Origin of the sequence: Pantoea sp. S18, from assembly GCF_045689705.1 — a bacterium.
GTDB lineage: Bacteria > Pseudomonadota > Gammaproteobacteria > Enterobacterales > Enterobacteriaceae > Pantoea > Pantoea symbiotica.
Genome location: NZ_CP142688.1, coordinates 3464564 through 3490286, shown reverse-complemented (window position 1 = coordinate 3490286; position 25723 = coordinate 3464564). Strand labels below are relative to the sequence as shown.

22 protein-coding genes and 1 other RNA gene are annotated in these 25723 nt (G+C 55.2%); 17 read left to right on the top strand and 6 right to left on the bottom strand.

The window, feature by feature from the left end:
• Nucleotides 1-259: 259 nt before the first annotated feature.
• The 5 genes from epd to argO all read left to right on the top strand — a co-directional run bounded on the left by epd (nt 260) and on the right by argO (nt 5493).
• The gene (gene epd / locus VIJ98_RS16270) at nt 260-1279 is read left to right on the top strand and encodes an erythrose-4-phosphate dehydrogenase (RefSeq protein WP_008108272.1); all 1020 of its coding nucleotides are present in this window, start codon (nt 260-262) and stop codon (nt 1277-1279) included.
• Between the two features lie 51 nt (nt 1280-1330).
• Nucleotides 1331-2494: a phosphoglycerate kinase gene (pgk, locus tag VIJ98_RS16265; protein WP_154155322.1), complete on the top strand. Its 1164-nt coding sequence runs from the start codon at nt 1331-1333 to the stop codon at nt 2492-2494.
• A gap of 104 nt (nt 2495-2598) precedes the next feature.
• On the top strand, nt 2599-3678 hold the full coding sequence (gene fbaA / locus VIJ98_RS16260) for a class II fructose-bisphosphate aldolase (RefSeq protein WP_154155324.1): 1080 nt from the start codon (nt 2599-2601) through the stop codon (nt 3676-3678).
• A gap of 188 nt (nt 3679-3866) precedes the next feature.
• Nucleotides 3867-4742 carry a small-conductance mechanosensitive channel MscS gene (gene mscS / locus VIJ98_RS16255; RefSeq protein WP_008108267.1) on the top strand — a complete coding sequence of 292 codons (876 nt, stop codon included), beginning with the start codon at nt 3867-3869 and terminating at the stop codon, nt 4740-4742.
• A 127-nt stretch (nt 4743-4869) separates the two neighbouring features.
• The gene (argO, locus tag VIJ98_RS16250; protein ID WP_323275012.1) at nt 4870-5493 is read left to right on the top strand and encodes an arginine exporter ArgO; all 624 of its coding nucleotides are present in this window, start codon (nt 4870-4872) and stop codon (nt 5491-5493) included.
• On the opposite strand, the gene VIJ98_RS16245 is transcribed toward argO, so the two are convergent.
• Entirely contained in the window at nt 5490-7748 is a 2259-nt protein-coding gene (locus VIJ98_RS16245; protein ID WP_407330307.1) for an FAD-dependent oxidoreductase, read from the bottom strand. The two genes, argO and VIJ98_RS16245, sit on opposite strands and share 4 nt — an antisense overlap.
• A gap of 57 nt (nt 7749-7805) precedes the next feature.
• On the opposite strand from VIJ98_RS16245, the gene VIJ98_RS16240 reads away from it, so the two are divergent.
• Nucleotides 7806-8504, top strand: coding sequence for an IclR family transcriptional regulator (locus VIJ98_RS16240; RefSeq protein ID WP_323275008.1), 699 nt, complete (start codon nt 7806-7808; stop codon nt 8502-8504).
• On the opposite strand, the gene VIJ98_RS16235 is transcribed toward VIJ98_RS16240, so the two are convergent.
• The gene (locus VIJ98_RS16235; protein WP_323275006.1) at nt 8491-9798 is read right to left on the bottom strand and encodes an MFS transporter; all 1308 of its coding nucleotides are present in this window, start codon (nt 9796-9798) and stop codon (nt 8491-8493) included. The two genes, VIJ98_RS16240 and VIJ98_RS16235, sit on opposite strands and share 14 nt — an antisense overlap.
• Nucleotides 9799-10016: 218 nt before the next feature.
• On the opposite strand from VIJ98_RS16235, the gene VIJ98_RS16230 reads away from it, so the two are divergent.
• Nucleotides 10017-10745, top strand: a complete 729-nt coding sequence (locus VIJ98_RS16230; RefSeq protein ID WP_008108260.1) for an oxidative stress defense protein — start codon at nt 10017-10019, stop codon at nt 10743-10745.
• Between the two features lie 103 nt (nt 10746-10848).
• On the opposite strand, the gene VIJ98_RS16225 is transcribed toward VIJ98_RS16230, so the two are convergent.
• The gene (locus VIJ98_RS16225) at nt 10849-11754 is read right to left on the bottom strand and encodes a LysR family transcriptional regulator ArgP (RefSeq protein ID WP_008108259.1); all 906 of its coding nucleotides are present in this window, start codon (nt 11752-11754) and stop codon (nt 10849-10851) included.
• Nucleotides 11755-11935: 181 nt separating this feature from the next.
• Here VIJ98_RS16225 and rpiA point away from each other — a divergent pair, with 181 nt between their 5' ends.
• On the top strand, nt 11936-12595 hold the full coding sequence (gene rpiA, locus VIJ98_RS16220) for a ribose-5-phosphate isomerase RpiA (RefSeq protein WP_008108258.1): 660 nt from the start codon (nt 11936-11938) through the stop codon (nt 12593-12595).
• A gap of 279 nt (nt 12596-12874) precedes the next feature.
• A complete protein-coding gene (gene serA / locus VIJ98_RS16215; RefSeq protein ID WP_008108257.1) occupies nt 12875-14113 on the top strand; it encodes a phosphoglycerate dehydrogenase in 1239 nt (412 codons plus the stop codon).
• 38 nt (nt 14114-14151) lie between these two features.
• On the opposite strand, the gene VIJ98_RS16210 is transcribed toward serA, so the two are convergent.
• The 3 genes from VIJ98_RS16210 to zapA form a co-directional block, all read right to left on the bottom strand.
• Nucleotides 14152-14748 carry a 5-formyltetrahydrofolate cyclo-ligase gene (locus tag VIJ98_RS16210; RefSeq protein WP_323275004.1) on the bottom strand — a complete coding sequence of 199 codons (597 nt, stop codon included), beginning with the start codon at nt 14746-14748 and terminating at the stop codon, nt 14152-14154.
• A 73-nt stretch (nt 14749-14821) separates the two neighbouring features.
• A non-coding RNA gene (gene ssrS / locus VIJ98_RS16205) (6S RNA) lies at nt 14822-15005 on the bottom strand.
• A gap of 39 nt (nt 15006-15044) precedes the next feature.
• Nucleotides 15045-15374, bottom strand: a complete 330-nt coding sequence (gene zapA / locus VIJ98_RS16200; RefSeq protein ID WP_007890288.1) for a cell division protein ZapA — start codon at nt 15372-15374, stop codon at nt 15045-15047.
• Between the two features lie 170 nt (nt 15375-15544).
• Here zapA and VIJ98_RS16195 point away from each other — a divergent pair, with 170 nt between their 5' ends.
• From VIJ98_RS16195 to VIJ98_RS16160, 8 genes are all read left to right on the top strand, one after another.
• Complete coding sequence (locus tag VIJ98_RS16195) at nt 15545-16126, top strand: YecA family protein (protein ID WP_061719857.1); 582 nt, start codon at nt 15545-15547, stop codon at nt 16124-16126.
• Nucleotides 16127-16176: 50 nt separating this feature from the next.
• Complete coding sequence (gene pepP, locus VIJ98_RS16190) at nt 16177-17499, top strand: Xaa-Pro aminopeptidase (RefSeq protein WP_323275002.1); 1323 nt, start codon at nt 16177-16179, stop codon at nt 17497-17499.
• Nucleotides 17496-18674, top strand: a complete 1179-nt coding sequence (gene ubiH / locus VIJ98_RS16185) for a 2-octaprenyl-6-methoxyphenyl hydroxylase (RefSeq protein WP_008108253.1) — start codon at nt 17496-17498, stop codon at nt 18672-18674. Before pepP ends, ubiH begins: the two co-directional genes overlap by 4 nt.
• A 20-nt stretch (nt 18675-18694) precedes the next feature.
• The gene (ubiI, locus tag VIJ98_RS16180) at nt 18695-19897 is read left to right on the top strand and encodes an FAD-dependent 2-octaprenylphenol hydroxylase (protein ID WP_256697300.1); all 1203 of its coding nucleotides are present in this window, start codon (nt 18695-18697) and stop codon (nt 19895-19897) included.
• Between the two features lie 503 nt (nt 19898-20400).
• A complete protein-coding gene (gcvT, locus tag VIJ98_RS16175) occupies nt 20401-21498 on the top strand; it encodes a glycine cleavage system aminomethyltransferase GcvT (protein ID WP_323275000.1) in 1098 nt (365 codons plus the stop codon).
• A 22-nt stretch (nt 21499-21520) separates the two neighbouring features.
• Nucleotides 21521-21907, top strand: a complete 387-nt coding sequence (gene gcvH / locus VIJ98_RS16170) for a glycine cleavage system protein GcvH (RefSeq protein WP_323274998.1) — start codon at nt 21521-21523, stop codon at nt 21905-21907.
• A gap of 99 nt (nt 21908-22006) precedes the next feature.
• Nucleotides 22007-24880 carry an aminomethyl-transferring glycine dehydrogenase gene (gcvP, locus tag VIJ98_RS16165; RefSeq protein ID WP_323274996.1) on the top strand — a complete coding sequence of 958 codons (2874 nt, stop codon included), beginning with the start codon at nt 22007-22009 and terminating at the stop codon, nt 24878-24880.
• Nucleotides 24881-24943: 63 nt separating this feature from the next.
• On the top strand, nt 24944-25687 hold the full coding sequence (locus VIJ98_RS16160; protein WP_323274994.1) for an SDR family oxidoreductase: 744 nt from the start codon (nt 24944-24946) through the stop codon (nt 25685-25687).
• The last annotated feature ends 36 nt before the right edge of the window (nt 25688-25723 follow it).

Genomic DNA, 25723 nt, shown 5'->3' with positions numbered 1-25723 from the left:
TCCAACCTGAAACGGTTCAATTATTCCTGCAGTAATAATCCCGCAGTGCAAAATTTGTGACGTAGATCCAATATTCCGCCACTCACTTGATCGCAATCATTCCCGTTATTCCTCTCTTGCATTACTCTAGCTGAACCGTTTCAGTTGCGAGCGAGAACGTGCATCTTGCCGGTGCGGGCAAGCAATAATTCCCTGTACAAAACGGTGTGAAACGCTCAGGCTAATCGGCACGTTTTTTCGGGTGTTGTTGAAGGTAGAAATGACCGTTCGCGTTGCAATAAATGGTTTTGGTCGTATCGGGCGTAACGTGTTGCGCGCTCTGTATGAAACCGGTCGCCGGGCTGAGATCACCGTGGTCGCCATTAACGAGCTGGCCGACGCCGCCGGGATGGCGCATCTGCTGAAGTACGACACCAGCCACGGCCGTTTTGCCTTTGATGTGCGCCAGGAGCGCGATCAGCTGTTTGTTGGCGACGACACCATTCGCATCCTGCATCAGGCGGAAATTGATGTACTGCCGTGGCGCGAACTGAATGTGGATATCGTGCTGGATTGCACCGGCGTGTACGGCAGCCGCGCTGATGGCGAAGCCCATCTGGCAGCAGGTGCGAAGAAAGTGTTGTTCTCGCATCCGGGCGGTAACGATCTCGATGCCACAGTCGTATTTGGTGTTAACGAACAAGCTCTTAAACAAACTGACCGCATTGTCTCCAACGCATCCTGCACCACCAACTGCATTATTCCGGTGATCAAGTTGCTGGATGACGCCTTTGGCATTGAGTCGGGCACCGTGACCACCATTCACTCGGCGATGCACGATCAGCAGGTGATCGACGCCTATCACAGCGATCTGCGTCGTACCCGCGCCGCCAGCCAATCGATCATTCCGGTAGATACGCGTCTTGCTGCTGGCATTACCCGTATTTTTCCGAAATTTAACGATCGCTTTGAGGCGATTGCGGTGCGCGTGCCCACCATCAACGTGACAGCCATTGATTTGAGCGTGTCGGTGCGCGAAGCGGTGAAGGCGTGCGAGGTCAACGCGTTGCTGCAAAACGCGTCAGAAGGGGCGTTTCGTGGTATAGTTGACTATACGGAATTACCGTTAGTCTCAGTAGATTTTAACCATGATCCGCACAGTGCCATAGTCGATGGCACGCAAACGCGGGTCAGTGGTCATCACCTTATCAAAACGCTGGTTTGGTGTGACAACGAATGGGGCTTTGCTAACCGCATGATCGACACCACGTTAGCAATGGCCGCAAGCGGTTTCAGGTAAGACGCGGACTGCGTCTGGCAAAACTTATGAGAATCAACGAGAGGGTTCACCATGTCTGTAATTAAGATGACCGATCTGGATCTTGCTGGTAAACGCGTTCTGATCCGTGCCGATCTCAACGTGCCAGTGAAAGAAGGGAAAGTGACGTCAGATGCACGTATTCGTGCTTCTCTGCCTACCATCGAAGCGGCGTTGAAACAGGGCGCGAAAGTGATGGTTACCTCTCACCTGGGTCGTCCGACCGAAGGTGAATACAACGAAGAGTTCTCCCTGCTGCCGGTTGTTAACTACCTGAAAGACAAACTGAACGGCACCAACGTTACCCTGGCAAAAGATTACCTCGACGGCGTTGAAGTCGGCGCTGGCGAATTGGTTGTGCTTGAAAACGTACGCTTTAACAAAGGCGAGAAAAAAGACGAAGAAGGCCTGTCGAAGAAATATGCCGCGCTGTGCGACGTGTTCGTGATGGATGCGTTCGGTACCGCTCACCGCGCACAGGCTTCTACCCACGGCGTGGGCAAGTTTGCACCAATCGCCTGTGCCGGTCCGCTGCTGTCAGCTGAGCTGGAAGCGCTGGGCAAAGTAATGAGCAACCCAGAGCGTCCGCTGGTTGCTGTGGTTGGCGGTTCTAAAGTGTCGACCAAATTTGATGTGCTGCAGTCACTGGTGCAGATTGCGGACACCGTGATTGTGGGCGGCGGTATCGCGAATACCTTCGTTGCTATCGAAAACAACGTCGGTAAATCACTGTACGAGCCAGACTTCGTTGAAGCAGCGAAAAAACTGCGTGACGAGCACGGCATCCCGGTTCCTACCGATTCTCGCGTAGGCACGGAATTCTCTGAAACTGCGCCGGCAACCGTGAAAAAGGTTTCCGAAGTAGCGGATAACGAAGAGATTATGGACTTCGGTGACGAAACTGCACAGGCAATGGCTGCGATTCTGAAAGGCGCGAAAACCATTCTGTGGAACGGCCCGGTTGGCGTGTTCGAGTTCCCGAACTTCCGTAAAGGCACCGAAATCGTGGCGAATGCTATCGCTGATAGCGATGCGTTCTCAGTGGCAGGTGGCGGCGATACGCTGGCTGCAATCGACCTGTTCGGTATCGAAGATAAGATCTCTTATATCTCTACCGGCGGCGGCGCATTCCTCGAGTTCGTGGAAGGCAAAAAACTGCCAGCAGTTGCTATGCTGGAAGAGCGCGCCAAGCAGTAACTCTTTGGGGGCGGCGCTTTGGCGTCGCCTGAAGGCTAGCCCTTTATGGGGCAATCAAATCGCAATCCCTTCGGGGATGAACGGTAACGAAACGGGACACAAACATGTCTAAAATTTTTGATTTCGTAAAACCCGGCGTTGTCACTGGTGACGACGTTCAGAAAATTTTCCAGGTAGCGAAAGAGAACAAATTCGCTCTGCCAGCAGTTAACTGCGTCGGCACGGACTCTATCAACGCGGTATTGGAAGCTGCGGCCAAAGTGAAAGCGCCGGTCATCGTTCAGTTCTCCAATGGTGGTGCTGCCTTCATCGCCGGTAAAGGTTTCAAAACCGACAAGCCTCAGGGCGCGGCTATCTTCGGCGCTATCGCGGGTGCATACCATGTGCATCTGATGGCTGAACAGTATGGCGTGCCAGTCATCCTGCACACCGACCACTGCGCCAAGAAACTGCTGCCGTGGATCGACGGTCTGCTGGACGCGGGCGAAGAGCACTTCAAGAAAACCGGTAAGCCGCTGTTCTCTTCTCACATGATCGACCTGTCTGAAGAGTCACTGGAAGAGAACATCGAGATCTCTGCTAAGTATCTGGCGCGCATGGCCAAGCTGGATATGACGCTGGAAATCGAACTGGGTTGCACCGGTGGCGAAGAAGACGGCGTTGACAACAGCCACATGGACGCTTCTGCTCTGTACACTCAGCCAGAAGACGTTGATTACGCTTACACCGAGCTGAGCAAAATCAGCCCACGTTTCACCATCGCTGCTTCATTCGGCAACGTGCACGGCGTGTACAAGCCAGGCAACGTGAAACTGACTCCAACCATCCTGCGTGATTCTCAGGAATACGTGACCAAGAAACACAATCTGCCGCACAACGCGCTGGACTTCGTGTTCCACGGTGGTTCAGGTTCTTCTGCTGCAGAAATCGAAGAGTCTATCGGCTACGGCGTGATCAAGATGAACATCGATACCGACACCCAATGGGCAACATGGGACGGTATTCTGCAGTACTACAAAAAGAACGAAGACTATCTGCAAGCTCAGTTGGGTAACCCGACTGGCGTAGATAGCCCGAACAAGAAATACTACGATCCACGCGTGTGGCTGCGTTCTGCTCAGGCTTCAATGGTTGTTCGCCTGGAGCAGGCTTTCAAAGAGCTTAACGCTGTCGACGTACTGTAATTTTTCCTTACAGTACAAAAAAGGCCCGTAAGGGCCTTTTTTTATGCGCCTGGTCTGGAAAGTCCCGTAATTTAAGGCCATTTTTGGCGCTTCGCCCTATTTTTGTTTACCCTTGTATGCGGAGTGTCGGAGTCAATCTGGCAGTTTTTGGCAATTTCCTGCGGGAAACTCAATAACAGGGCTAACAAATGGAAGACTTAAATGTCGTTGATGGCATTAACAATGCTGGCGGATGGCTGGTACGTAATCAGGAATTGATCCTGAGCTATGCGGTAAATATTGTGGCGGCGATTGTTACCATCATCATTGGTATGTTCATCGCCCGCATTATCTCCAATGCGATTAACCGCGTTCTGCTGGCGCGTCACATTGATGCGACAGTGGCAGATTTCCTCTCTGCAATGGTGCGCTACGGTATTATCGCTTTTACCATCATTGCTGCACTGGGCCGCGTTGGGGTGCAAACCGCTTCAGTTATCGCCGTGCTGGGTGCTGCCGGTTTGGCTGTGGGTTTGGCGCTGCAAGGTTCCCTGTCCAACCTGGCTGCCGGCGTATTGCTGGTGACCTTCCGTCCATTCAAAACCGGTGAATTTGTTGATCTCGGTGGCGTGATGGGTACGGTGCAGAATGTGCAGATCTTCTCCACCACTTTGAAAACGGCCGATGGCAAAATTGTCGTTGTGCCTAACGGTAAAATCATTGCCGGCAATATCATTAACTATTCGCGTGAACCGATCCGTCGCAACGAATTCATTATTGGCGTCGCTTACGATGCGGATGTTGATCAGGTAATTGCACTTTTCCGTGAAGTGGTTGAAGCGGATGAGCGTGTGCTGAAAGATTTGGGTATCCAAATCGGCCTGAATGAACTGGCCGCATCATCGCTCAACTTTGTGGTGCGTTGCTGGAGCAAAAGCAGCGATCTGCAAAACGTCTATTGGGATCTGATGAAGAACTTCAAACGTACGCTGGACGCGAACGGCATCGGCATTCCTTATCCGCAGATGGATGTACATCTGCATCAGGTGAAGAGCGAGCAGCAACAGCCCGCACGTAGCGAATAACTGAGAAAGGCACCTACGGGTGCCTTTTTATTACTTATTCTAATGACCGATTAAATCTTTCAATTTCCTCTAATATCCTCGCGTCACTATACTGCATCGCATCTCCCCATTCTTTAGGACTATTTCCGTGTTATCTGTTTATTTACAAGGGCTTGCTCTTGGTGCTGCGCTGATTCTGCCACTTGGCCCGCAAAATGCTTTCGTAATGAATCAGGGCATCAAACGCCACTACCATTTGATGACCGCATCGCTGTGTACCGTCAGCGATATTGCACTGATCTGCGGTGGGATTTTTGGCGGCAGCGCGTTATTGAATCAATCGCCGATCTTATTGATGCTGATCACCTGGGCGGGCGTGGCGTTTCTACTGTGGTACGGCTGGGGCGCGCTGCGCAGTGCGTGGAAGGGCGATGTTTCACTGGCATCTGACGCAGAGCTGAAACAAGGGCGCTGGCGCATTATCGCTACCATCCTGGCGGTCACCTGGCTCAATCCGCATGTCTATCTCGACACCTTTGTGGTGCTCGGCAGCCTCGGTAGCCAGCTTCCCTCTGAAGATGCGCGTCGCTGGTTTGCATTTGGCACCGTGAGTGCATCAATCATCTGGTTCTTCGGCCTGGCGTTGCTGGCGGCGTGGCTGTCGCCACGGCTGCGCACCGTGCGGGCGCAGCGCATTATCAATCTGCTGGTCGGCGGCGTGATGTGGTTTATCGCCATTCAGCTGGCGCGTCAGGGCATTGCCGCTCTCTAATGCAGATGTAATCCGTACAGTGCGGGCAGCGCGCCCGCACTGGCGAGCAACTCCAGCCGAATCTGGCTAAAATTCACGCCTTCTGGCACCGCGTGATGACACAGCGAGTGATGATTTTCCGTCACCTCAGCCAAGAGCATCTCATCCAGCCATACCCGGTAATGCGTGGTGCAGTGCGGCGTCACCGTCTGTGCGTGCCCCATTTGCACCGTTTCCATCGCATGATCGAAGTCGTTGTCGAACAGCAAGGTAATCTGTTTTGCCCGCTGCGGTTCGTTCCAGTGCCAGCACGCGTTGGGATGCGCATCATCCTGCGCGGGCACCCAACAATTGGTGTGCTGTTCCGGGCGTAACTTGCCGTTAAGCAGATAATCGCGGTGCCAAAGTTGCAGTGGTGTTTCCAGCGCAAAGGCCAGCAGGATTTGCTGCGGAGCACGGCGCGGCAGCCAGAAATCAAACTCATCAACGCCGTAATCGCCATCGTTAATCTGACGTGTGCGTTTCGCCACGCGCGGATTCAGACTGTTGAAGACCATCATCACGCCCGGCAAACGCTGGCTGGTCAGCGCAACCTCAATCGCGGCGTTCTCCTCAAAGGCGATAAACACATAGCGATCGCAATCGGCTCGATAATCAAAGCTCAGTCGATACGTGCCTTGTTGATTCACCGTGATGCTCTGTGTGGCCAGATGGCAATCGCCGCAGGTATTCGCCTGATTATCGCTGGTGAGCAGCGACACCTGCAGTTTCTGCGCATTTGCAGCGCGTAGCTGCACGTTGATCGCTGGCAAACGTTCGCCCGCTTTGAGCGGCAGCAGCAACGCGCAGCGGGATTTCAGTGGCTGCCAGCCTCCATCGGCGGCCAGGGCGCGCAGTTGTAAGGTGCTGCTCACCGTGACATGCGCATCACGCGCGGGGTTCGCCAACGGATGTCGTGGAATAAACGCACCCTGACGCAGCAGATGCTGCTGTAGCTGGCCAACGCGGTCCGGCTGCGCTAGCTCGGCAGGCGTGATCTGCTGCTGCTGACATAGCGCTGCCGCGCGACCCACCACTTCGCCCAGCACTCCGCAGGTGCACATAACGCGAGCGCTGCCAAAGGCGACGTGCGTAGCGGAGATCAGTCGGCCGGTTAACAACAGGTTATCCAGCGACTGGCTGTAGAGCGCGCGGAAGGGGATGGTGTAAGTGCCTTTGCTGTGGAACTGGCGACAGCCATCGTGTTCGCTATAAACGCCGTCGGCCGGATGCAGATCAATCGACCAGCCGCCATATGCCACTGCATCGTAGTGATCGCGCTGTTCGATGATGTCCTGCTGGCAAAGCAGGGTATCGCCGAGAAAACGCCGACTCTCGCGTTTGCCGGGAATCAGGCCAACCCATTCGATGGTGAGGTTATCGGCATCGGGGAATTCGCCGGAGTTTTTGATGTAATCCCACACGCCCCAGACAATTTTCCACAGCTCCCATTTGATGGTTTCGCTCTCGTGCACGGTATCGAGCCGTCCGCCCCATTCCAGCCACCATAAATCGCAGCCGTTCAGTTCTGAGCTCAGGCGTTTATAGCGCGGAATGGCGGTGATCTCTTTCAGTGCGAAAGAGGGCGCAACGAAGCGTACCGGTTGCGCTGCGCGCTTGGTGTAGAAGTAAATGGAATGCCCGAGCTTGTGGCCAAAATTCTCTCCCGGTGCCATCTTCTCGCCAAACTCCTCCACAGATTCCGCGCCCACGCGATGTGCCGCACCGGCCAGATAGCCCAACACGCCATCGCCGCTGGCATCGATAAACTGTGACGCCGAAACCTGATAACGCGTTTGATTAATGGCATTGAATGCCTGCACTGACTGCAAGCGGTGGCCAGATTTTTCGATATCGGTAACAACCGTATTAAGCAGCAAAGTCAGGCCGGGCTGCGCCTGCACCATGTCCAGCAGCACCATATCGAACAGCACCGGATTGCCCTCTTTGTTGCGCCACAGGTTCTCCTCCATGATTTCGCCCATGATGCCGCCTTCGCGCGCCCAGCGATTGTTATTGCCCATGTGCGAGGTAGCGCCGTTGGCCCACAAGCGCACTTCGCTGGAAGCGTTGCCGCCCAGTACCGGACGATCCTGAATCAGCACTACATCAAGGCCATCGCGTGCGGCGGCGAGCGCGGCACACACGCCTGCTAGTCCACCGCCGACGATAACTAACTCCGCTTGTAGCCGTTGTTGCGGAAAGTCGCGCACATTTTGCGTAGAGAAAGTCTGCATCATTTCATTCCTCTGACTCTAAGGCTAAGATTGGATTTTGCCCGCCGCAGGTGATCTATGTCTTCTCAACCCAACCAAAGCCTGATTGACGGTATTCGCTGCCTGCAATATCTGGTTTCCAGTGATAAAGCCGTGGGTTGCCGTGAACTGGCGCGCCAGATGGGGATGAACAGCACGCGTGTGAATCGACTGCTGATGACCATGGCATCGATTGGACTGACTACGCAGGATGAGCATCGACGCTATTTGCCCGGCCCCGGTATTCACGCGCTGGCGGCACAGGCGATTCGCGGATCTTCGCTGTTTGCGCAGGCGTTGCCGCAGCTGGAACTGCATGCGCCGCGCGATATCGTGGTGGCGCTGGGCGTGCTGTGGGAGGATCAGGTGATCTACATCTGGCACTCGGAACCCGGTGAACGCATCAACGCCAGCCAGGCGCTGGCCGGTTTCCGCATGCTGCCCGCATGGCAATCGGTGATTGGCGTGTCGTTGCTGGCGGCGGAGAGTGATGAGGCGCTGCGTCCGCGTTTCAGCGACGAACAGTGGCAGCAAATCGCGCCGCTGCTGGCGCGTAAGCGTGCTGATGGTTACCTGATTTGGCATCGTGATGACGGTGAAATCAGCATGGCGCAGCCGATTGATAACAACCGTGCGGCGCTGGCGTTCGCCAAAATCTGGCAGGACGATGAGGCGCATCTCGCGCAGCGGCTGCAACAGCTGCAATCGCTGGCGCAAACCGTCATTACTCCGCGCTAACATGATCGATTTTCCCGACAATAAACAGGTAACTGCAGATGCCAATCGCCGCCAGCACGGCGATAAATGCCAGTGCTGGCGCGAAGTTATCGCCATCGATTAACGCACCAATAGCAATCGGCACCACGATGGAGGAGAGCGCGCCGGTAAAGTTAAATACGCCGCCCGCCAGACCAATCAAATGGCGCGGTGCCAGCGCCGTGACAAAAACCCACGTAATGGTCGCCAGGCCGTTGCCAAAGAATGCCAGCGACATAAACAGGATGATCAGCGTGGAATCATCGGTGTAGTTGGCGCCAAGGATAAACAGCGTCAGGAACAGACCGAGGATCACCGGCAACTTGCGCGCCACGCTGGCAGAAACACCGCGACGTATCATGCGATCCGAGGCAAATCCGGCCAGCAGCACGCCGCAGAAGGCGGCGAAGTAGGGCACCGAAGCCACATAACCGCTTTTGATGAAGCCCATGTGGCGATACTCCACCAGATAAGTCGGGAACCAGGTGAGGAAGAACCAGAAAGTGGCAGAAATGGTGAACTGGCCAATATAGATGCCGACCAATTTGCGACTGCGGAACATCTGCACCAAATCGCCCCAGCGCGCTTTGGACTGCTGCGTATTCTGCCTACTTTCCAGCAGCGCACCGTTGTCGCGTAAATAGTTGAGTTCAGCTTCCGACACGCCTTGATGTTGATTCGGCTCGCGGTAGAGCCAATACCACACCAGCGCCCAAATCATCCCCGCGAATCCGGTAATCAAAAACAGCCCGCGCCAGCCAAACGCATCCTGCAGATGAAACAGCAGCGGCGTCATGCAGGCGAGGCCGACAAACTGCGCTGAGGAGTAAATACCGATCGCACTGGCGCGCTCTTGCTCCGGGAACCAGCTGGAAATTACCCGATTGTTGGAGGGCATCACCGGCGCTTCAAACGCGCCCACGCCAAGCCGCAGACCGAACAGCGCGCCAAAGCTATTGGCAAGCGCATGTAGCGCGGTAATCAATGACCAGGCAAACAAACCGACGCCATAGACCATGCGCGCGCCAAGGCGATCGATGAGAAAGCCGCCGGGGATCTGCAGCGCAGCGTAGATCCAGCCGAAAGCAGAGAAGATCAATCCCATCTCCATCGGCGTGAAGCGCAGTTCGCCCGCCATTGCCGTGGCGGCAACCGACAGGTTAGTACGATCCATGTAATTGATAATGATATTAATAAACACCAGACCGAGCATCAGAAAGCGCGTGCGTCCAGCGCGAACGCTGACGGCAGTTTGGCTAAGCGGCTGTTCTGTCATTGGCAACTCTCCCGAACCCAGAGATGTTTCTTTAATAGAAACGTTTAAGTGTTTTTTTGGCGAATCTGTACCGCTAAATTTGCGATCGCGGCGAGGTTAAAACAGCAGAGTGCCCGAACTTTTTGCTGAATCAAAACTCAGAGCATCACGCATGGTAATGTGTTTTGGGTTTAGCCATAGTGGCGACCTGCAAATTGAATCCCTCAAGGAGGACTTTCGTGAAACTGAAAGCACTGGCGCTGGCCGCCGTAATGAGCACCGGCGCACTGTCCGGTTTAGTTCAGGCAGGCGAATTGCCGAATGGACCGCATGTGGTGACGTCTGGACAGGCAAGCGTTGATGCCACGCCTGATATCGCCAGGCTCGCTATTGTGGTGAGTGTTTCGTCGAAAGACGCGGCGGAAGCGAAAAAGCAAGCTGATGACCGCGTGGCGCAATATTTCGATTTCCTGCAAAAGAACGGCATCGAGAAAAAAGATATTGATGCGGCAAACCTCAGCACGCAGCCAGAGTACGATTACACCAAAGAAGGTAAGTCGGTACTGAAAGGCTATCGTGCCGAGCGTCAGGTACAGGTAACGTTGCGTCAGCTGGACAAGCTGAACGAGCTGCTGGATGGCGCGTTAAAATCTGGCCTGAATGAAATTCGTTCGGTTGAACTGGGTGTCGCAAATCCGGACAGCTATAAAGAGAAGGCGCGTAAAGTGGCGATCGCCAATGCTACGCAGCAGGCTAATGCGCTGGCAGAAGGGTTTAACGCTAAGTTAGGTTCGGTTTACAGCATTCGCTATCACGTTGCGAACTACCAGCCGATGCCGATGGCGCGTATGTATAAAGCCGCCGCTGCACCTGCTGATACCACCGCGCAGCAAACTTACGAGCAGCAGAGCATTCACTTTGACGATCAGGTGGATGTGGTGTTCGAAATCAAACCGAATACGCCGTAAGTCTGTTTACCAGGTCGCCATTAATGGCGACCCTACGGTTATTTGGTGGGATTTTCGTTAGGTGCGCATACATGCGCACCTGCAATCATATGCAACGCATTGCTTAAACGGGCAACACATCCTGTCGCAGCACGCGATGTCCGTGCGCAATCAGCGCATCGGTCACGCTGCGCATCAAACGACTTTCCGGCGCAAACCGGTGCCAATACAGCATACGACGCTGATATAGGCCTGGCGTCAAATCCACCAGCTCACCTTGCGCCAGCTCGCGCTCAATCTGCAGATGCGGAATCATACAGCACACCGAACCCTGACGCGCCAGCTGCACAAAGGCTTCTGACGAGTTAACGATGTGGCAGGGCACGCTGCCCGGCGACAGGTCAAAGTTCTGCTGTAAAAACGCCTGGTGCATATCATCCAGATGATCAAACGCCACCGCCGGCGCTTTCAGTAGCGCAGAGCGCGTCACGCCATTTGGGAAGTAACGTGCAGCAAAATCAGGTGAGGCGCAGAACAGATAATCGAGCGCGCCCAATTGATCCACTAAGCAGCTTGGCAGCGGCTGCGGCTGAATACTCACCGCGCCGACCACTTCACCACGACGCAGACGTTCCTGCGTGCGGGTTTCATCTTCTACCTGCAAATTCAGGCGCACCGGCGAATCAGCCAGCACATCTTTCAGCGCGGGCAGCAGCCAGGTTGCCAGACTGTCGGCGTTGACCGCCAGCGACAGCAACAGCGGCGTGGTTCCACCGTTATCATCACCCAGCCACTCTTCTTCCAGCAGCTCAACCTGATGCAACAACGCCAGTAACTTTTGTCCCTGCTCGGTCGGACGCGGCGGCACGGTGCGCACCAGCAGCGGCTGACCAAATAAATTTTCCAGCTGTTTAATTCGCTGTGAAACCGCAGATTGGGTAATGCAGAGTTTTTGTGCCGCACGCTCAAAGCCGCGCTCGCGAATCACAGCATCCAGCGCCTGAAGCGTTCGATAATCCGGGCGTTTCATTGTTGTTCTCTCTCGTTCAGGGTGGACGTTACTATGCCATAAAACTGTCAAATTGTGCTGCGGCGCATTTTTGCGGGCTGGCTTCCAAAGCGTTAAATCGGCTGTCTAACAGTCGCGCTTTTTTACAGCGCCTTGTTTTATACTACGCGCACTTCGATGTCGCACAGGTTTTAAACATACCATGACCCAGGATGAACTGAAAAAAGCGGTAGGTTGGGCAGCCCTGCAGTACGTAGAGCCCGGCACCATTGTCGGCGTAGGTACCGGATCAACGGCAGCGCATTTCATTGATGCACTCGGCACCATGAAGAATCAGATTGAAGGCGCAGTTTCCAGCTCGGAAGCCTCGACGGAGAAACTGAAAGCGTTAGGCATTCACGTGTTTGATCTCAACGAAATTGATGAACTGTCGGTTTACGTCGATGGCGCCGATGAAATCAATCCGCAGATGCAGATGATCAAAGGCGGTGGTGCAGCGCTGACGCGTGAGAAAATCGTTGCGGCGGTGGCGAAGAAATTCATCTGTATTGCCGATGCATCGAAAGAAGTCGATGTGCTGGGTAATTTCCCGCTGCCGGTTGAAGTGATTCCGATGGCGCGTTCATATGTGGCGCGTGAACTGGTTAAACTCGGCGGCTTGCCGGAGTATCGTCAGAACGTCATTACTGACAACGGCAACATTATTCTCGACGTGCATAATCTGCGTATTCTCGATCCCATCGAGCTGGAAAAAACCATCAACGCGCTGCCTGGCGTGGTGACCGTTGGCCTGTTTGCGGGACGTGGCGCCGATGTCGCGCTGATTGGCACCGCTGACGGCGTGAAAACCATCGTAAAATGATCTGTCCGGCGCGCGTAATGCGCCGGTTATTTCCATCCGCAAAACATCTTTTCTCGCCAGGCTGAAATTTGGTGACTTATGTCACAAAAGATTCATCAGCAGTGAGTTCGTACTTCGTCCACTCAGGATGTCACGATTTTGTACGGCATTGTGCTGCCTCCGCGTGGGCGCGTGCTGGCTCCAAGGCAATCGTTTGTATTGCTGCGCACGAAATTTTTGATATTTTGACAGAAGGCTACCTTATGGTAGTCCTCATTGAATTCTGAATAGGGTCGGGAAATGGCAAAGGTATCACTGGAAAAAGACAAGATTAAGTTCCTGCTGGTGGAAGGCGTTCACCAGAGTGCGCTGGAAAACCTGCGTGCAGCAGGCTACACCAACATCGAGTTTCACAAAGGGGCGCTGGATGCGGAGTCGCTGAAATCCTCCATCCGCGATGCGCACTTCATTGGTATCCGTTCCCGTACCCAACTGACCGAAGAGATCTTCGCTGCCGCAGAAAAGCTGGTGGCAGTCGGCTGCTTCTGTATCGGTACTAACCAGGTTGATCTTGGTGCTGCGGCAAAACGCGGCGTGCCGGTGTTCAACGCACCGTTCTCCAACACCCGTTCAGTGGCTGAGCTGGTGATTGGCGAAATGCTGCTGATGCTGCGTGGCATTCCTGAAGCCAACGCCAAAGCGCACCGTGGCATCTGGAATAAAGTCGCCAACGGTTCGTTTGAAGCACGCGGCAAGAAACTGGGCATCATCGGTTACGGCCACATCGGCATGCAGCTGGGTGTGCTGGCAGAAAGCCTCGGTATGCACGTGTTCTTCTACGATATCGAAAGCAAGCTGCCACTGGGGAACGCGACGCAGGTGCGTCATCTCTCCGATTTGCTCAACATGAGCGACGTGGTGAGTCTGCACGTTCCTGAAACCCAATCGACCCAGAACATGATTGGTGCCGAAGAGCTGGCGCTGATGAAGCCAGGCGCGCTGCTAATCAACGCCGCGCGCGGTACCGTAATTGATATTCCGGCACTGTGTGATGCCCTGGCAAACAAACATCTGTCCGGTGCCGCCATCGACGTGTTCCCGGTTGAACCTGCAACCAACAGCGACCCGTTCAACTCACCGTTGTGCGAGTTTGATAACGTGATCCTGACGCCGCACATTGGCGGTTCAACGCAGGAAGCGCAGGAAAACATCGGAATTGAAGTGGCTGGCAAGCTGGCGAAGTATTCGGACAACGGTTCAACACTGTCTGCGGTTAACTTCCCGGAAGTCTCGCTGCCAATGCATGCGGCGAGCGCGAGCCGTTTGTTGCACATCCACGAAAACCGTCCAGGCGTGTTGACGGCCATCAACCTGATCTTTGCCGAACAGGGCATCAACATCGCGGCTCAGTATCTGCAAACTACGCCGGTGATGGGTTATGTGGTTATTGATATCGATGCGGAAAAAGATGTAGCGGATAAAGCGCTGCAGGCGATGAAGGCGATTCCGGGCACCATCCGCGCCCGTCTGCTGTACTGATTAAACAGGGCGCCATTGGCGCCCTTTGTTTTTCCTGTTTACGCTTCCCATTGCCACAGTTTCGATGGCGTCAGTATTGCGGGTAGCGGCACATCCCATGCGGCGACCGGCAGCGCTTCTACGCGTTGACAATCATGTGCGATTCCCACCGGAAGAAAACCATGCTGCTGCCAGTGTTGCAGCGTGCGATCGTAAAATCCGCCGCCCATTCCCAAACGTTGACCCGAATGATCAAACGCCACCAGCGGCACCAGCATCACATCGAGTTGATCCAGCGTTGCCAACTGCGTGATGTCTAACGGCGGTTCCGGAATGCGTAGCTTATTTGGCGTGAGTGAAGTTTCTGGCGTGTAACGGATAAACAACAGATTGCCAGGCGAGAAGGGATGGAGCACCGGTAAATAGACCTGCTTTTTCTGCTGCCACAGTTTGGCGATCAACGGGCGGGTGTTGATCTCTCCATCGACAGACAAAAACAGCGCAATGCGTTGGGCATTAGCGATCGGCGCAATGTTGATGGCGTGTTCAGCCAATTGATCGGCGGCCTGTTCTTGCTGTTCAGATGTGAGATTGCGGCGCAAATGGCGCACGTGCTGACGGATTTCTTGACGGTCGAGAAGTGAGGGCGCTGACATGATATCCCCGGCAGATTGGGCTGTTTCCAGCACTATATCATGCGAACCGGGGGATGCAGATTGGAACTAAATGGAGATCTCCGAGATGCCGCCGCAGGCTGTAACCCTTGAACCCTTGGTTCAAGGTGAACATGCCGTCACAACTATTAGGCTTCTCGGACGGACCGAGCATGCGCACAAATTGTGGAGCGTCACATTCTGTTGGTATGAAATATCGGCTCAGGGGACTGGCCCGCTTGCAAACATCTCAGAGAAAATTTACTTCACCGTCACTCTAGCATGAGGACCATGAAGTGTTATTCAAAATTAGGGCCCTGGCGGTCAGTTATGCGACCTTGCTCTACTAACGCTTGTTCAATGGTCTGCTGCAGCATGCGGATACGTTGTTCCATGTTTGCTGCATAGTCGCGCGTCTTACCTTTCTCTTGTGCCAACTCGTGGCAGATGTTTAACGCGGCGATGAACACCAGTTGCTCTGTATTGGTGACTCTAGTGCGAACTTTTAAATCTTGCAACCGTTGATTGAGATCCTCTGCGGCCAGATTCAGCGCATCTTGCTGTTCAGGCGGGCAATTCACTCTTAACGAACGACCAAAAATTTGAATATCTACTGGTTGTGCAGACATGCCACCATCCTAACTGATTACTTCGATCGCATCTCCCTTACCGGTCAATGGGTTGGGAGGTGCGAAACTATATATACCCGAGTTATAAGTTACAACCCCTTTTCTGGAAACCCAGAGGCACCTGGTGGTAGCATAACACGAACTTATTCCGCCAACGACGACCAAAGCTTATGTCTTTACAGAACGCAACGCCGAGTTACAACACGCTGGCCGCGGCCCTTTCACAGCAGGGCGTGGGCATGACGCCAGCCGAAATGCATGGTCTCCTTTCCGGGATTCTGTGCGGCGGCAATCAGGATACCAGTTGGAAAACCATGGTTCACGATCTCACCAACGAAGGCATGGCGTTTTCGCAGAGCCTGTCTCAGCCGTTGCAAGCGCTGCATGAAAGCCTGGCGACCACGCTGGAAGACGAAGGCTTTATGTTCCAGCTGATGTTGCCGGAAGATGATGACATCACGGTATTCGATCGCGCGGATGCACTGGCCGGTTGGGTAAACCACTTCCTGCTCGGTTTGGGCGTCACTCAGCCTAAGCTGGAGAAAGTGACCGGTGAAACCGGTGAAGCGATTGACGATCTGCGCACTATCGCACAGCTTGGCTATGACGAAGATGAAGATCAGGAAGAGCTGGAGCAGTCGCTTGAAGAGGTGATTGAGTACGTGCGCGTTGCCGCTCTGCTGTGCCACGACACCTTCACGCGCCAGCATCAGCCAACCGCACCAGAAGTACAGAAACCTACGTTACACTAAGCGCGTCAATGCGGGCGCGTTGTGGCCCGTCTTCAACAGGGAGTGCAAACATGATTACCTTGGATACGTTTCAACAACGTCGTCAGGCGCTGATTGCCCGCATGGCGCCAGGCAGCGCTGCATTGATTTTTGCAGCACCTGAAGTGACGCGCAGCAACGACACCGAATACAACTTTCGGCAAAACAGTGACTTCTGGTACTTCACCGGTTTTAACGAACCGCAGGCGCTGCTGGTATTAATCAAAAGTGATGATAAGCACAATCACAGCGTGCTGTTCAATCGCGTGCGTGACCTGACAGCCGAAATCTGGTTTGGTCGCCGCCTTGGTCAGGATGCCGCACCGGCGAAGCTGGGTGTCGATCGCGCTTTGCCGTGGGATGACATTGGCGAGCAGCTGCATCAACTGCTTAACGGTCTGGATGTGGTTTACCACGCGCAGGGCGAATACGCAGAAGCCGATCGGCTGGTGTTCAGCGCGCTGGAAAAACTGCGTCGCGGCTTCCGTCAGAACCTCAGCGCGCCGGATACGCTTACCGACTGGCGTCCGTGGGTGCATGAAATGCGTCTATTCAAAAGTGCGGAAGAGATTGAGATTCTGCGCCGCGCCGGCAAAATCAGCGCGCTGGCGCACACCCGAGCGATGCAAGCCTGTCGTCCCGGTATGTTTGAATATCAGCTGGAAGGCGAAATTCATCACGAATTCAATCGCCACGGCGCGCGCTTCCCCTCGTACAACACCATTGTCGGTTCCGGCGAAAATGGCTGCATTCTGCACTACACCGAAAACGAATGTGAGATGCGCGATGGCGACTTAGTGCTGATCGACGCAGGCTGTGAATTCCACGGCTACGCGGGCGATATCACCCGTACTTTCCCGGTCAACGGCACCTTTAGCGAGCCGCAGCGTGCTATCTACGACATCGTGCTGGCCTCGCTCTACAAAGCGCTGTCGATGTTCCGTCCGGGCATCAGCATCCATGACGTCAATGACGAAGTGGTGCGCATCATGATCACCGGGCTGGTCGATCTCGGCATTCTGGATGGCAACATCGATACGCTGTTTGAAGAGCAGGCGCATCGTCCGTTCTTCATGCACGGTTTGGGCCACTGGCTGGGGCTGGATGTGCACGATGTTGGCCATTACGGCACGCCAAGCCGCGACCGCTTACTTGAGTCAGGCATGGTGCTGACCGTTGAGCCAGGCTTGTATATCGCGCCAGATGCCAAAGTGCCGCCACAATATCGCGGTATTGGCATTCGCATCGAAGATGACATCGTCATCACCGCTGACGGCAACGAAAATCTCACCGACAGCGTAGTGAAAGACGCCGACGCGATTGAAGCCTTGATGGCAGCGGCACGTCACGCATGAGCATTTTGATTGCCGGCGGCGGCATGACCGGTGCGACTCTGGCGCTGGCGATTTCACATCTGACGCAAGGCCAGCTGCCGGTTACCCTAATTGAGCGCAGCCAGCCCGACAGCCGCGCACATCCTGGCTTTGACGGACGCGCGATTGCTTTGGCGGCAGGTACTTGCCAGCAGTTGGCGGATATCGATCTGTGGCGCTCGCTGGCCGATTGCGCCACGCCAATTACCGATATTCACGTTTCCGATCGCGGTCATACCGGCTTTGTTTCGCTTAAAGCACAAGATCATCAGGTTCCCGCGCTCGGCCAGGTGGTCGAACTGTTTGATGTCGGCCAGCGACTGTTTCAACGCCTGCAGAAAGCGCCAGGCGTCACGCTGCGCTGCCCGGATCACGTTACCTCGGTATCGCGTACGGCGGATAACGTGCAGGTTATGTTGAACAGCGGCGAACAACTGGAAGGCGCATTACTGGTGGCCGCCGACGGTGCGCGTTCACCTTTAGGCGCGTCCTGCGGCATCACCTGGCAGCGCGATGATTATCAGCAACTGGCGGTGATTGCCAATGTGTCGACGCAATTGCCGCATCAGGGCCGCGCTTTTGAGCGCTTTACCGAGCACGGCCCGCTGGCGTTGTTGCCGATGTCCGACAATCGCATGTCACTGGTGTGGTGCCATCCGCTTGAGGCGCAAGCAACCATTAAGCAGTGGGACGATGCCACTTTCCTGCAAGAACTGCAGCGCGCATTTGGCTGGCGGTTGGGGCGTTTAACGCATACCGGTCAACGCGAGCATTATCCGCTGGCGCTGCAAACCGCCGAACGTCAGGTGACGCATCGTCTGGCGCTGGTGGGCAACGCGGCACAAACGCTGCATCCGATTGCCGGACAAGGCTTCAATCTCGGTCTGCGCGATGTGATGTCGCTGGCGGAAACGCTGGCGGGCGCACATCGTCAGCAGCAAGATCCCGGTAGTTTCGCGGTATTACAGCATTTTGCCGCGCGACGTCAGCCGGATCGTGCCGCCACGGTTGGCGTCACTGACGGTTTAGTCCGACTGTTTGCTAACCGCTATGCGCCGTTGGTAGCAGGACGAAATCTTGGGCTGGTGGCGATGGACCATCTGCCTTGGCTACGAAATCCACTTGCCGCGCGCACGCTCGGCTGGGTTAAGCGTTAAGCACGAATTAAGGGGCAGCAATGCAAACTTTTGATGTGGCAATTGCCGGAGGCGGCATGGTGGGTTTGGCCGTCGCCTGCGGACTACAAGGCAGCGGCTTACGCGTTGCCGTGCTGGAAAAAGCACCCGAGCCACAGTTTGATCCGGCGGCCAAGGCGTCGATTCGCGTCTCCGCCATCAACGCTGCCAGCGAGCGCCTGCTGCAAAAGCTCGATGTCTGGTCGAGCATTCTGGCGCTGCGTGCCAGCGCCTATCACGGCATGGAAGTGTGGGATCAGGATAGCTTCGGTTCGATCAGCTTTGATGATGAGCAGCAGGGTTTATCGCACCTCGGTCATATCATTGAAAATGAAGTGATTCACAGCGCGTTGTGGCAGCGCGCCAGTCAGAGCAGCGATATCACGCTGTTTGCCCCGGCGCAGTTGCAGCAAGTGGCGTTTGGCGATAACGAAGCTTTTATTACCCTGCAAGATGGCAGCATGATGAGCGCCCGTTTGCTGGTTGCTGCCGACGGCGCGAATTCGTGGCTGCGCGACAAAGCGGATATTCCGCTGACCTTCTGGGATTACGAACATCACGCGCTGGTGGCAAACATCCGCACCGATATGCCGCATGATGCCATTGCGCGTCAGGTGTTCCATGGCGACGGTATTCTGGCGTTTCTACCGATGCAGGATCCGCATTTATGCTCGATCGTCTGGTCGCTCTCGCCGCAGGAAGCGGCGCGCGTGCAATCGATGCCGGAAGCGCTATTTAATCAGCAGCTGTCGGTGGCGTTTGATATGCGTCTTGGTTTGTGTCAGGTCGAGAGCGAACGTAAAACCTTCCCGCTAACAGCGCGTTATGCGCGTAACTTTGCCGCGCACCGTTTGGCGCTGGTCGGCGATGCCGCCCACACCATCCATCCGCTGGCAGGGCAGGGCGTGAATCTTGGATTTATGGATGCAGCTGAATTAATTGGTGAAATTCGCCGCCTGCATCAGGAAGGCAAAGACATTGGGCAGCATCTCTATTTGCGTCGCTATGAGCGCAGCCGCAAGCACAGCGCGGCGATGATGCTGGCAGGAATGCAAGGTTTCCGCGAACTGTTTGCCGGCACCCATCCGGCGAAGAAGCTGCTGCGTGATGTTGGCCTCAAGCTCGCCGATACTTTGCCGGGCGTCAAACCACTGATGCTGAAACAGGCGATGGGGCTTAACGATCTACCCAGCTGGATACGCTAATCACCTAAGCAAAAAATCCCAGGTGCGGATCAATGTGCACCCCCGCCCAATATCCGTAGGGTCGCCATTCATGGCGACCTTTCAACAAACACCCATCACGCCCAAATCAACCCCATTTTCTTTGCTGCACCGCAATGATGCAGCGCTGCACCGCAATTGCGCCTCGTTTGATTTATTCTAATTTTACCCCTCAATTCGCATTAGTTTAATTCATGCTATAGCCCTGCGCATGCCGGAGCATTTCTTAATCCTGTGGCGTCTATTCCCTCAATTTGCTGCATGAAAGTAATTTAGTCGTATTTTGTGCGAGGCAAATCACAATAACGCAGTGATTTATGCTAGTGGCTGTTCGGTGGCTCATTGAAAGGTGGTAGTGTTTCGCCCTCGTTTTCCTCATGGTTAATTGCCGCATTAGGTGATAACTTCAGCATAAAGAGAACGTTTGCGTCAGCCTGCTAAGGCGACGCAGGCGCGTCACACTCACTTGTATTCACAGGATGGTTATGACTCAGCAAACGCCTCTATTCGAACAGCATCAGGCAAGCGGTGCGCGCATGGTGGACTTCCACGGTTGGATGATGCCGCTACATTACGGCTCGCAAATGGATGAGCATCACGCGGTGCGTAACGATGCCGGCATGTTTGATGTTTCCCACATGACCATCGTCGATCTGCGCGGCGCACGTACCCGCGAATTCCTGCGCTATCTGCTGGCGAACGATGTCGCCAAGCTGACCCAGCCGGGCAAAGCCCTGTATACCGGCATGTTGAATGCCTCCGCTGGCGTCATTGATGATTTGATTGTTTACTTTATGAGCGAAGATTTCTTCCGTCTGGTGGTGAACTCCGCCACGCGTGAGAAAGATTTGGCGTGGATTAAACAGCATGCGCAGCCGTTTGGCGTGGAGCTGACCGAGCGTGACGATCTGGCGCTGATTGCGGTGCAAGGTCCAAACGCGCAGCAGAAAGCACAAACGCTATTTAGCGCCACTCAGCGTGATGCCGTTGCCGGTATGAAACCCTTCTTTGGCGTTCAGGCAGAAAACCTGTTTATCGCCACTACCGGTTACACCGGCGAAGCGGGTTATGAGATTGCCATGCCTGCCACTGAAGCTGCCGCTTTCTGGCAGCAGCTGTTGGCCGCAGGTGTCAAACCGGCGGGGCTCGGCGCGCGTGACACGTTGCGTCTGGAAGCGGGCATGAACCTGTACGGTCAGGAGATGGATGAAGGCGTTTCGCCGCTCGCCGCCAATATGGGCTGGACCATCAGCTGGGAACCTGCCGATCGCGATTTCATTGGTCGTGATGCCCTGCAGGCGCAGCGCGAGCACGGCACCGAGAAGCTGGTTGGCCTGGTGATGACCGAAAAAGGCGTGCTGCGTAACGGCTTAACGGTGCGTTTCACCGATCAACAAGGCCAGCCGCAGCAAGGTATTATTACCAGTGGTTCCTTCTCACCAACCCTGGGTTACAGCATCGCGCTGGCGCGTGTGCCAGCAGGAATTGGTGAGCAGGCGATTGTGGAAATCCGCAACCGTGAAATGCCAGTAAACGTCACCAAACCGATTTTTGTTCGCGCCGGTAAGCCGGTCGCCCAGTAATTTTTTTCAGGAGAAATGGCCAATGAGCAATGTGCCAAGTGAATTGAAATACCGCGATAGCCACGAGTGGGTCCGTAAAGAAGCCGACGGCACCTTTACTGTTGGTATCACCGAACACGCACAGGAACTGCTGGGCGATATGGTGTTTGTCGATCTGCCCGACGTTGGCGCCACTTTCGCGGCCGGTGATGACTGCGCCGTTGCGGAGTCTGTGAAAGCGGCTTCAGACATCTATGCGCCACTGAGCGGTGAAATTGTTGCGGTGAATGGCCAACTGGGCGATTCGCCAGAGCTGGTGAACAGCGCGCCGTACGCCGATGGTTGGCTGTTCCGCATCAAAGCCAGCGACGCGTCAGAGCTCGACGCCATGCTGGATGCTGATGCCTACAAAGCCGCGATCGACGAGTAACCGGTAGTTTTAGAAGGTGACGCGCTGCGCCACCTTCTTTTTTATCTGCCTGATTTAACGCCATTTTTGTAACCCAGCCCGATTCAGGATTTACTGCAAATGACCCAGACTCTCAGCCAGCTTGAACACAACGGTGCTTTCATTGAGCGCCACATCGGTCCTACGCCGGAACAACAGGACTTAATGCTGAAAGCGATCGGTGCCAGTTCGCTCTCTTCATTGATTAGTTCTATCGTGCCTGCCGATATCCAACTGCCTGGCCCGCCGGCAGTGGGCGACGCCGCGACCGAGCAGCAAGCGCTGGCAGAGCTGAAAGCCATTGCCAGTCAGAACCAACGCTACAAATCCTGGATCGGCATGGGCTACAGCGCGGTAATCACACCGCCGGTTATCCTGCGTAACATGCTGGAAAACCCAGGCTGGTACACCGCGTATACGCCGTATCAGCCAGAAGTGTCACAGGGCCGTCTTGAGGCGCTGCTGAACTTCCAAACCCTGACGCTGGATCTGACCGGTCTTGATATCGCTTCCGCGTCACTGCTGGATGAAGCGACCGCCGCAGCCGAAGCGATGGCGATGGCCAAGCGCGTCAGCAAACTGAAAACCGCTACCAAATTCTTCATCGCCAATGACATCCATCCACAGACGCTGGATGTGGTGCGCACCCGCGCAGAAACCTTTGGTTTTGAACTGATTATTGATAGTGCTGACAAGGTATTAGATCACGACGATCTATTCGGCGTATTGCTACAACAGGTTGGCACGCACGGTGAAGTGCACGATTACCGCGCACTGATTGCCGAGCTGAAAAGCCGCAAAGTGGTGGTGAGCGTAGCGGCAGACTTCATGGCGCTGGTGCAGTTAGAAGCGCCAGGCAAGCAGGGCGCGGATATCGTCTTCGGTTCTGCCCAGCGTTTCGGCGTGCCAATGGGTTACGGCGGCCCACACGCTGCGTTCTTCGCCAGCCGCGACGAGCATAAACGCTCAATGCCAGGCCGCATCATTGGTGTATCACGCGATGCCGCCGGTAACACCGCGCTGCGCATGGCGATGCAAACCCGCGAGCAACATATCCGTCGTGAGAAAGCCAACTCCAACATCTGTACATCTCAGGTGCTGCTGGCAAATATCGCCGGTCTCTATGCGGTGTATCACGGTCCGGTTGGCCTGAAACGCATTGCATCCCGTATTCACCGTCTGACCAGCATTCTGGCTGCGGGCCTGCAAAACGGCGGTCTGAAGCTGCGTCACAACAGCTGGTTCGATACGCTGACGGTTGAAGTGGCCGATAAAGCGGCGGTACTGAACCGCGCGCAGAGCTTTGGCGTCAACCTGCGCAGCGATATCCACAATGCCGTCGGCATTACGCTGGATGAAACCACCGCACGTGAAGATGTACTAGCGCTGTTCGCGATCCTGCTGGGCGATGCGCACGGCCAGGACATTGATGCGCTGGATGCCGCCGTTGCTGCGGAAAACAGCGCGATCCCGGCGGGTCAGGTGCGTGAGAGCGCCTTCCTGACGCATCCGGTGTTCAACCGTCATCACAGCGAAACGGAGATGATGCGTTACATGCACAGCCTGGAGAAAAAGGATCTGGCGCTGAATCAGGCGATGATCCCACTCGGTTCGTGCACCATGAAACTCAACGCTGCGGCGGAGATGATTCCGATCACCTGGCCGGAATTCGCCGAACTGCATCCATTCTGCCCGGCTGAGCAGGCGTCGGGTTATCTGCAGATGATTGGCCAGCTGTCGCAATGGCTGGTGCAACTGACCGGCTACGATGCGCTGTGCATGCAGCCCAACTCGGGTGCGCAGGGCGAATACGCCGGTCTGCTGGCGATTCGTCGTTACCACGAAAGCCGCAACGAAGGTGGACGTAATGTCTGCCTGATCCCAAGCTCGGCGCACGGCACCAACCCGGCATCTGCACAAATGGCGGGCATGTCGGTTGTGGTGGTGGCTTGTGATAAACAAGGCAACATCGATCTCGGCGATTTGCGTGAGAAAGCCGCGCAGGTCGGTGAGCAGCTGTCGTGCATCATGGTGACCTATCCGTCAACGCACGGCGTTTACGAAGAAACCATCCGTGAAGTGTGCCAGATCGTGCATCAGCACGGCGGTCAGGTATATCTCGACGGCGCCAACATGAATGCGCAGGTTGGTATCACCACGCCGGGTTACATCGGCGCTGACGTATCGCACCTCAACCTGCACAAAACCTTCTGCATCCCGCACGGCGGTGGCGGTCCAGGTATGGGCCCAATCGGCGTGAAAGCGCATCTGGCGCCGTTCGTACCCGGTCACAGCGTAGTGCAAATTGATGGTGTGTTGACGCAGCAAGGCGCGGTTTCTGCTGCTCCGTTCGGTAGTGCATCGATTCTGCCAATCAGCTGGATGTATATCCGCATGATGGGCGCAGAAGGTCTGAAGCAAGCCAGTTCCGTGGCGATTCTGAACGCCAACTATATCGCCAGCCGTCTGCAATCTGCTTATCCGATTCTGTATGCGGGCCGCGATGGCCGCGTGGCGCACGAATGTATTCTCGACATTCGTCCGCTGAAAGAGCAGACCGGCATCAGTGAGCTGGACATTGCTAAACGTCTGATCGATTACGGTTTCCATGCGCCAACTATGTCATTCCCGGTTGCGGGAACGCTGATGGTTGAACCAACGGAATCAGAAAGCAAAATTGAGCTGGATCGCTTTATCGATGCGATGCTGGCGATCCGCATGGAAATCGATCGTGTTGCCGATGGCGAATGGCCGCTGGAAGATAACCCGCTGGTGAACGCGCCGCATACGCAGACTGAAATCGTCGGCGACTGGGCGCATCCGTACACCCGCGAACTGGCGGTGTTCCCGGCCGGCAGCGCTAACAAATACTGGCCGACGGTGAAACGTCTGGATGATGTATTTGGCGACCGCAACGTGTTCTGCTCGTGTGTGCCAATGAGCGAATATATTTAGGCTAAAGTTACGGGTAGTATTTATGAAGGGCCGATTATTCGGCCCTTTTTTTTGGAGGCAAAAATGGATCTGGCTTTGATTACCGGCGGCAGCCGTGGAATTGGACGCGCAACTGCATTATTGCTGGCGCAGGCGGGTTATCGCGTGGCGATCAACTATCGCCAGCGTCAAGCCGAAGCGGCAAGCGTGGTGGCAGAGATTGAAGCGCAGGGCGGCTGTGCCTTTGCGCTGCAGGCCGATATCGCCGATGAAGCGCAGGTTATACGCATGTTTGCCGAGTTGGATCAGCAAGAGGGCGAACTGCGTGTGCTGGTGAATAATGCCGGTATTTTGTTTACCCAATGCCGGGTGGAAGATCTGGATGCCGAACGTATTCAACGCGTGTTCGCCACTAACGTTACCGGCACGTTCATCTGCTGCCGTGAGGCGGTGAAACGCATGGGTACGCATCATGGCGGCAAAGGTGGTGCTATCGTCAATGTGTCATCCGCCGCGTCACGTCTCGGTGCACCGGGTGAATATGTGGATTATGCCGCCTCAAAAGGAGCGATGGATACGCTGACCAAAGGTTTATCGCTGGAAGTGGCGGCGCAGGGCATTCGCGTCAACAGCGTGCGCCCTGGCCTTATTTATACCGACATGCACGCCGATGGCGGCGAGCCGGGCCGAGTCGATCGTTTGGCGAGCATATTGCCAATGGGACGCGGTGGTCAGGCCGAAGAGATTGCTGAAGCGATTGTCTGGCTGGCGAGCGATGCCGCGTCTTATGTGACGGGCACCTTTATTGATGCGGCTGGCGGGCGATAATTAACCAGGTCGGCATAAATGCCGACCCTACAAAAC

Coding starts and splice junctions, on each gene's coding strand:
- epd (WP_008108272.1), top strand. CDS start 260: ATGACCGTTCGCGTTGCAATAAATGGTTTTGGTCGTATCGGGCGTAAC.
- pgk (WP_154155322.1), top strand. CDS start 1,331: ATGTCTGTAATTAAGATGACCGATCTGGATCTTGCTGGTAAACGCGTT.
- fbaA (WP_154155324.1), top strand. CDS start 2,599: ATGTCTAAAATTTTTGATTTCGTAAAACCCGGCGTTGTCACTGGTGAC.
- mscS (WP_008108267.1), top strand. CDS start 3,867: ATGGAAGACTTAAATGTCGTTGATGGCATTAACAATGCTGGCGGATGG.
- VIJ98_RS16245 (WP_407330307.1), bottom strand. CDS start 7,748: ATGCAGACTTTCTCTACGCAAAATGTGCGCGACTTTCCGCAACAACGG.
- VIJ98_RS16240 (WP_323275008.1), top strand. CDS start 7,806: ATGTCTTCTCAACCCAACCAAAGCCTGATTGACGGTATTCGCTGCCTG.
- VIJ98_RS16235 (WP_323275006.1), bottom strand. CDS start 9,798: ATGACAGAACAGCCGCTTAGCCAAACTGCCGTCAGCGTTCGCGCTGGA.
- VIJ98_RS16225 (WP_008108259.1), bottom strand. CDS start 11,754: ATGAAACGCCCGGATTATCGAACGCTTCAGGCGCTGGATGCTGTGATT.
- rpiA (WP_008108258.1), top strand. CDS start 11,936: ATGACCCAGGATGAACTGAAAAAAGCGGTAGGTTGGGCAGCCCTGCAG.
- serA (WP_008108257.1), top strand. CDS start 12,875: ATGGCAAAGGTATCACTGGAAAAAGACAAGATTAAGTTCCTGCTGGTG.
- VIJ98_RS16210 (WP_323275004.1), bottom strand. CDS start 14,748: ATGTCAGCGCCCTCACTTCTCGACCGTCAAGAAATCCGTCAGCACGTG.
- zapA (WP_007890288.1), bottom strand. CDS start 15,374: ATGTCTGCACAACCAGTAGATATTCAAATTTTTGGTCGTTCGTTAAGA.
- VIJ98_RS16195 (WP_061719857.1), top strand. CDS start 15,545: ATGTCTTTACAGAACGCAACGCCGAGTTACAACACGCTGGCCGCGGCC.
- pepP (WP_323275002.1), top strand. CDS start 16,177: ATGATTACCTTGGATACGTTTCAACAACGTCGTCAGGCGCTGATTGCC.
- ubiH (WP_008108253.1), top strand. CDS start 17,496: ATGAGCATTTTGATTGCCGGCGGCGGCATGACCGGTGCGACTCTGGCG.
- ubiI (WP_256697300.1), top strand. CDS start 18,695: ATGCAAACTTTTGATGTGGCAATTGCCGGAGGCGGCATGGTGGGTTTG.
- gcvT (WP_323275000.1), top strand. CDS start 20,401: ATGACTCAGCAAACGCCTCTATTCGAACAGCATCAGGCAAGCGGTGCG.
- gcvH (WP_323274998.1), top strand. CDS start 21,521: ATGAGCAATGTGCCAAGTGAATTGAAATACCGCGATAGCCACGAGTGG.
- gcvP (WP_323274996.1), top strand. CDS start 22,007: ATGACCCAGACTCTCAGCCAGCTTGAACACAACGGTGCTTTCATTGAG.
- VIJ98_RS16160 (WP_323274994.1), top strand. CDS start 24,944: ATGGATCTGGCTTTGATTACCGGCGGCAGCCGTGGAATTGGACGCGCA.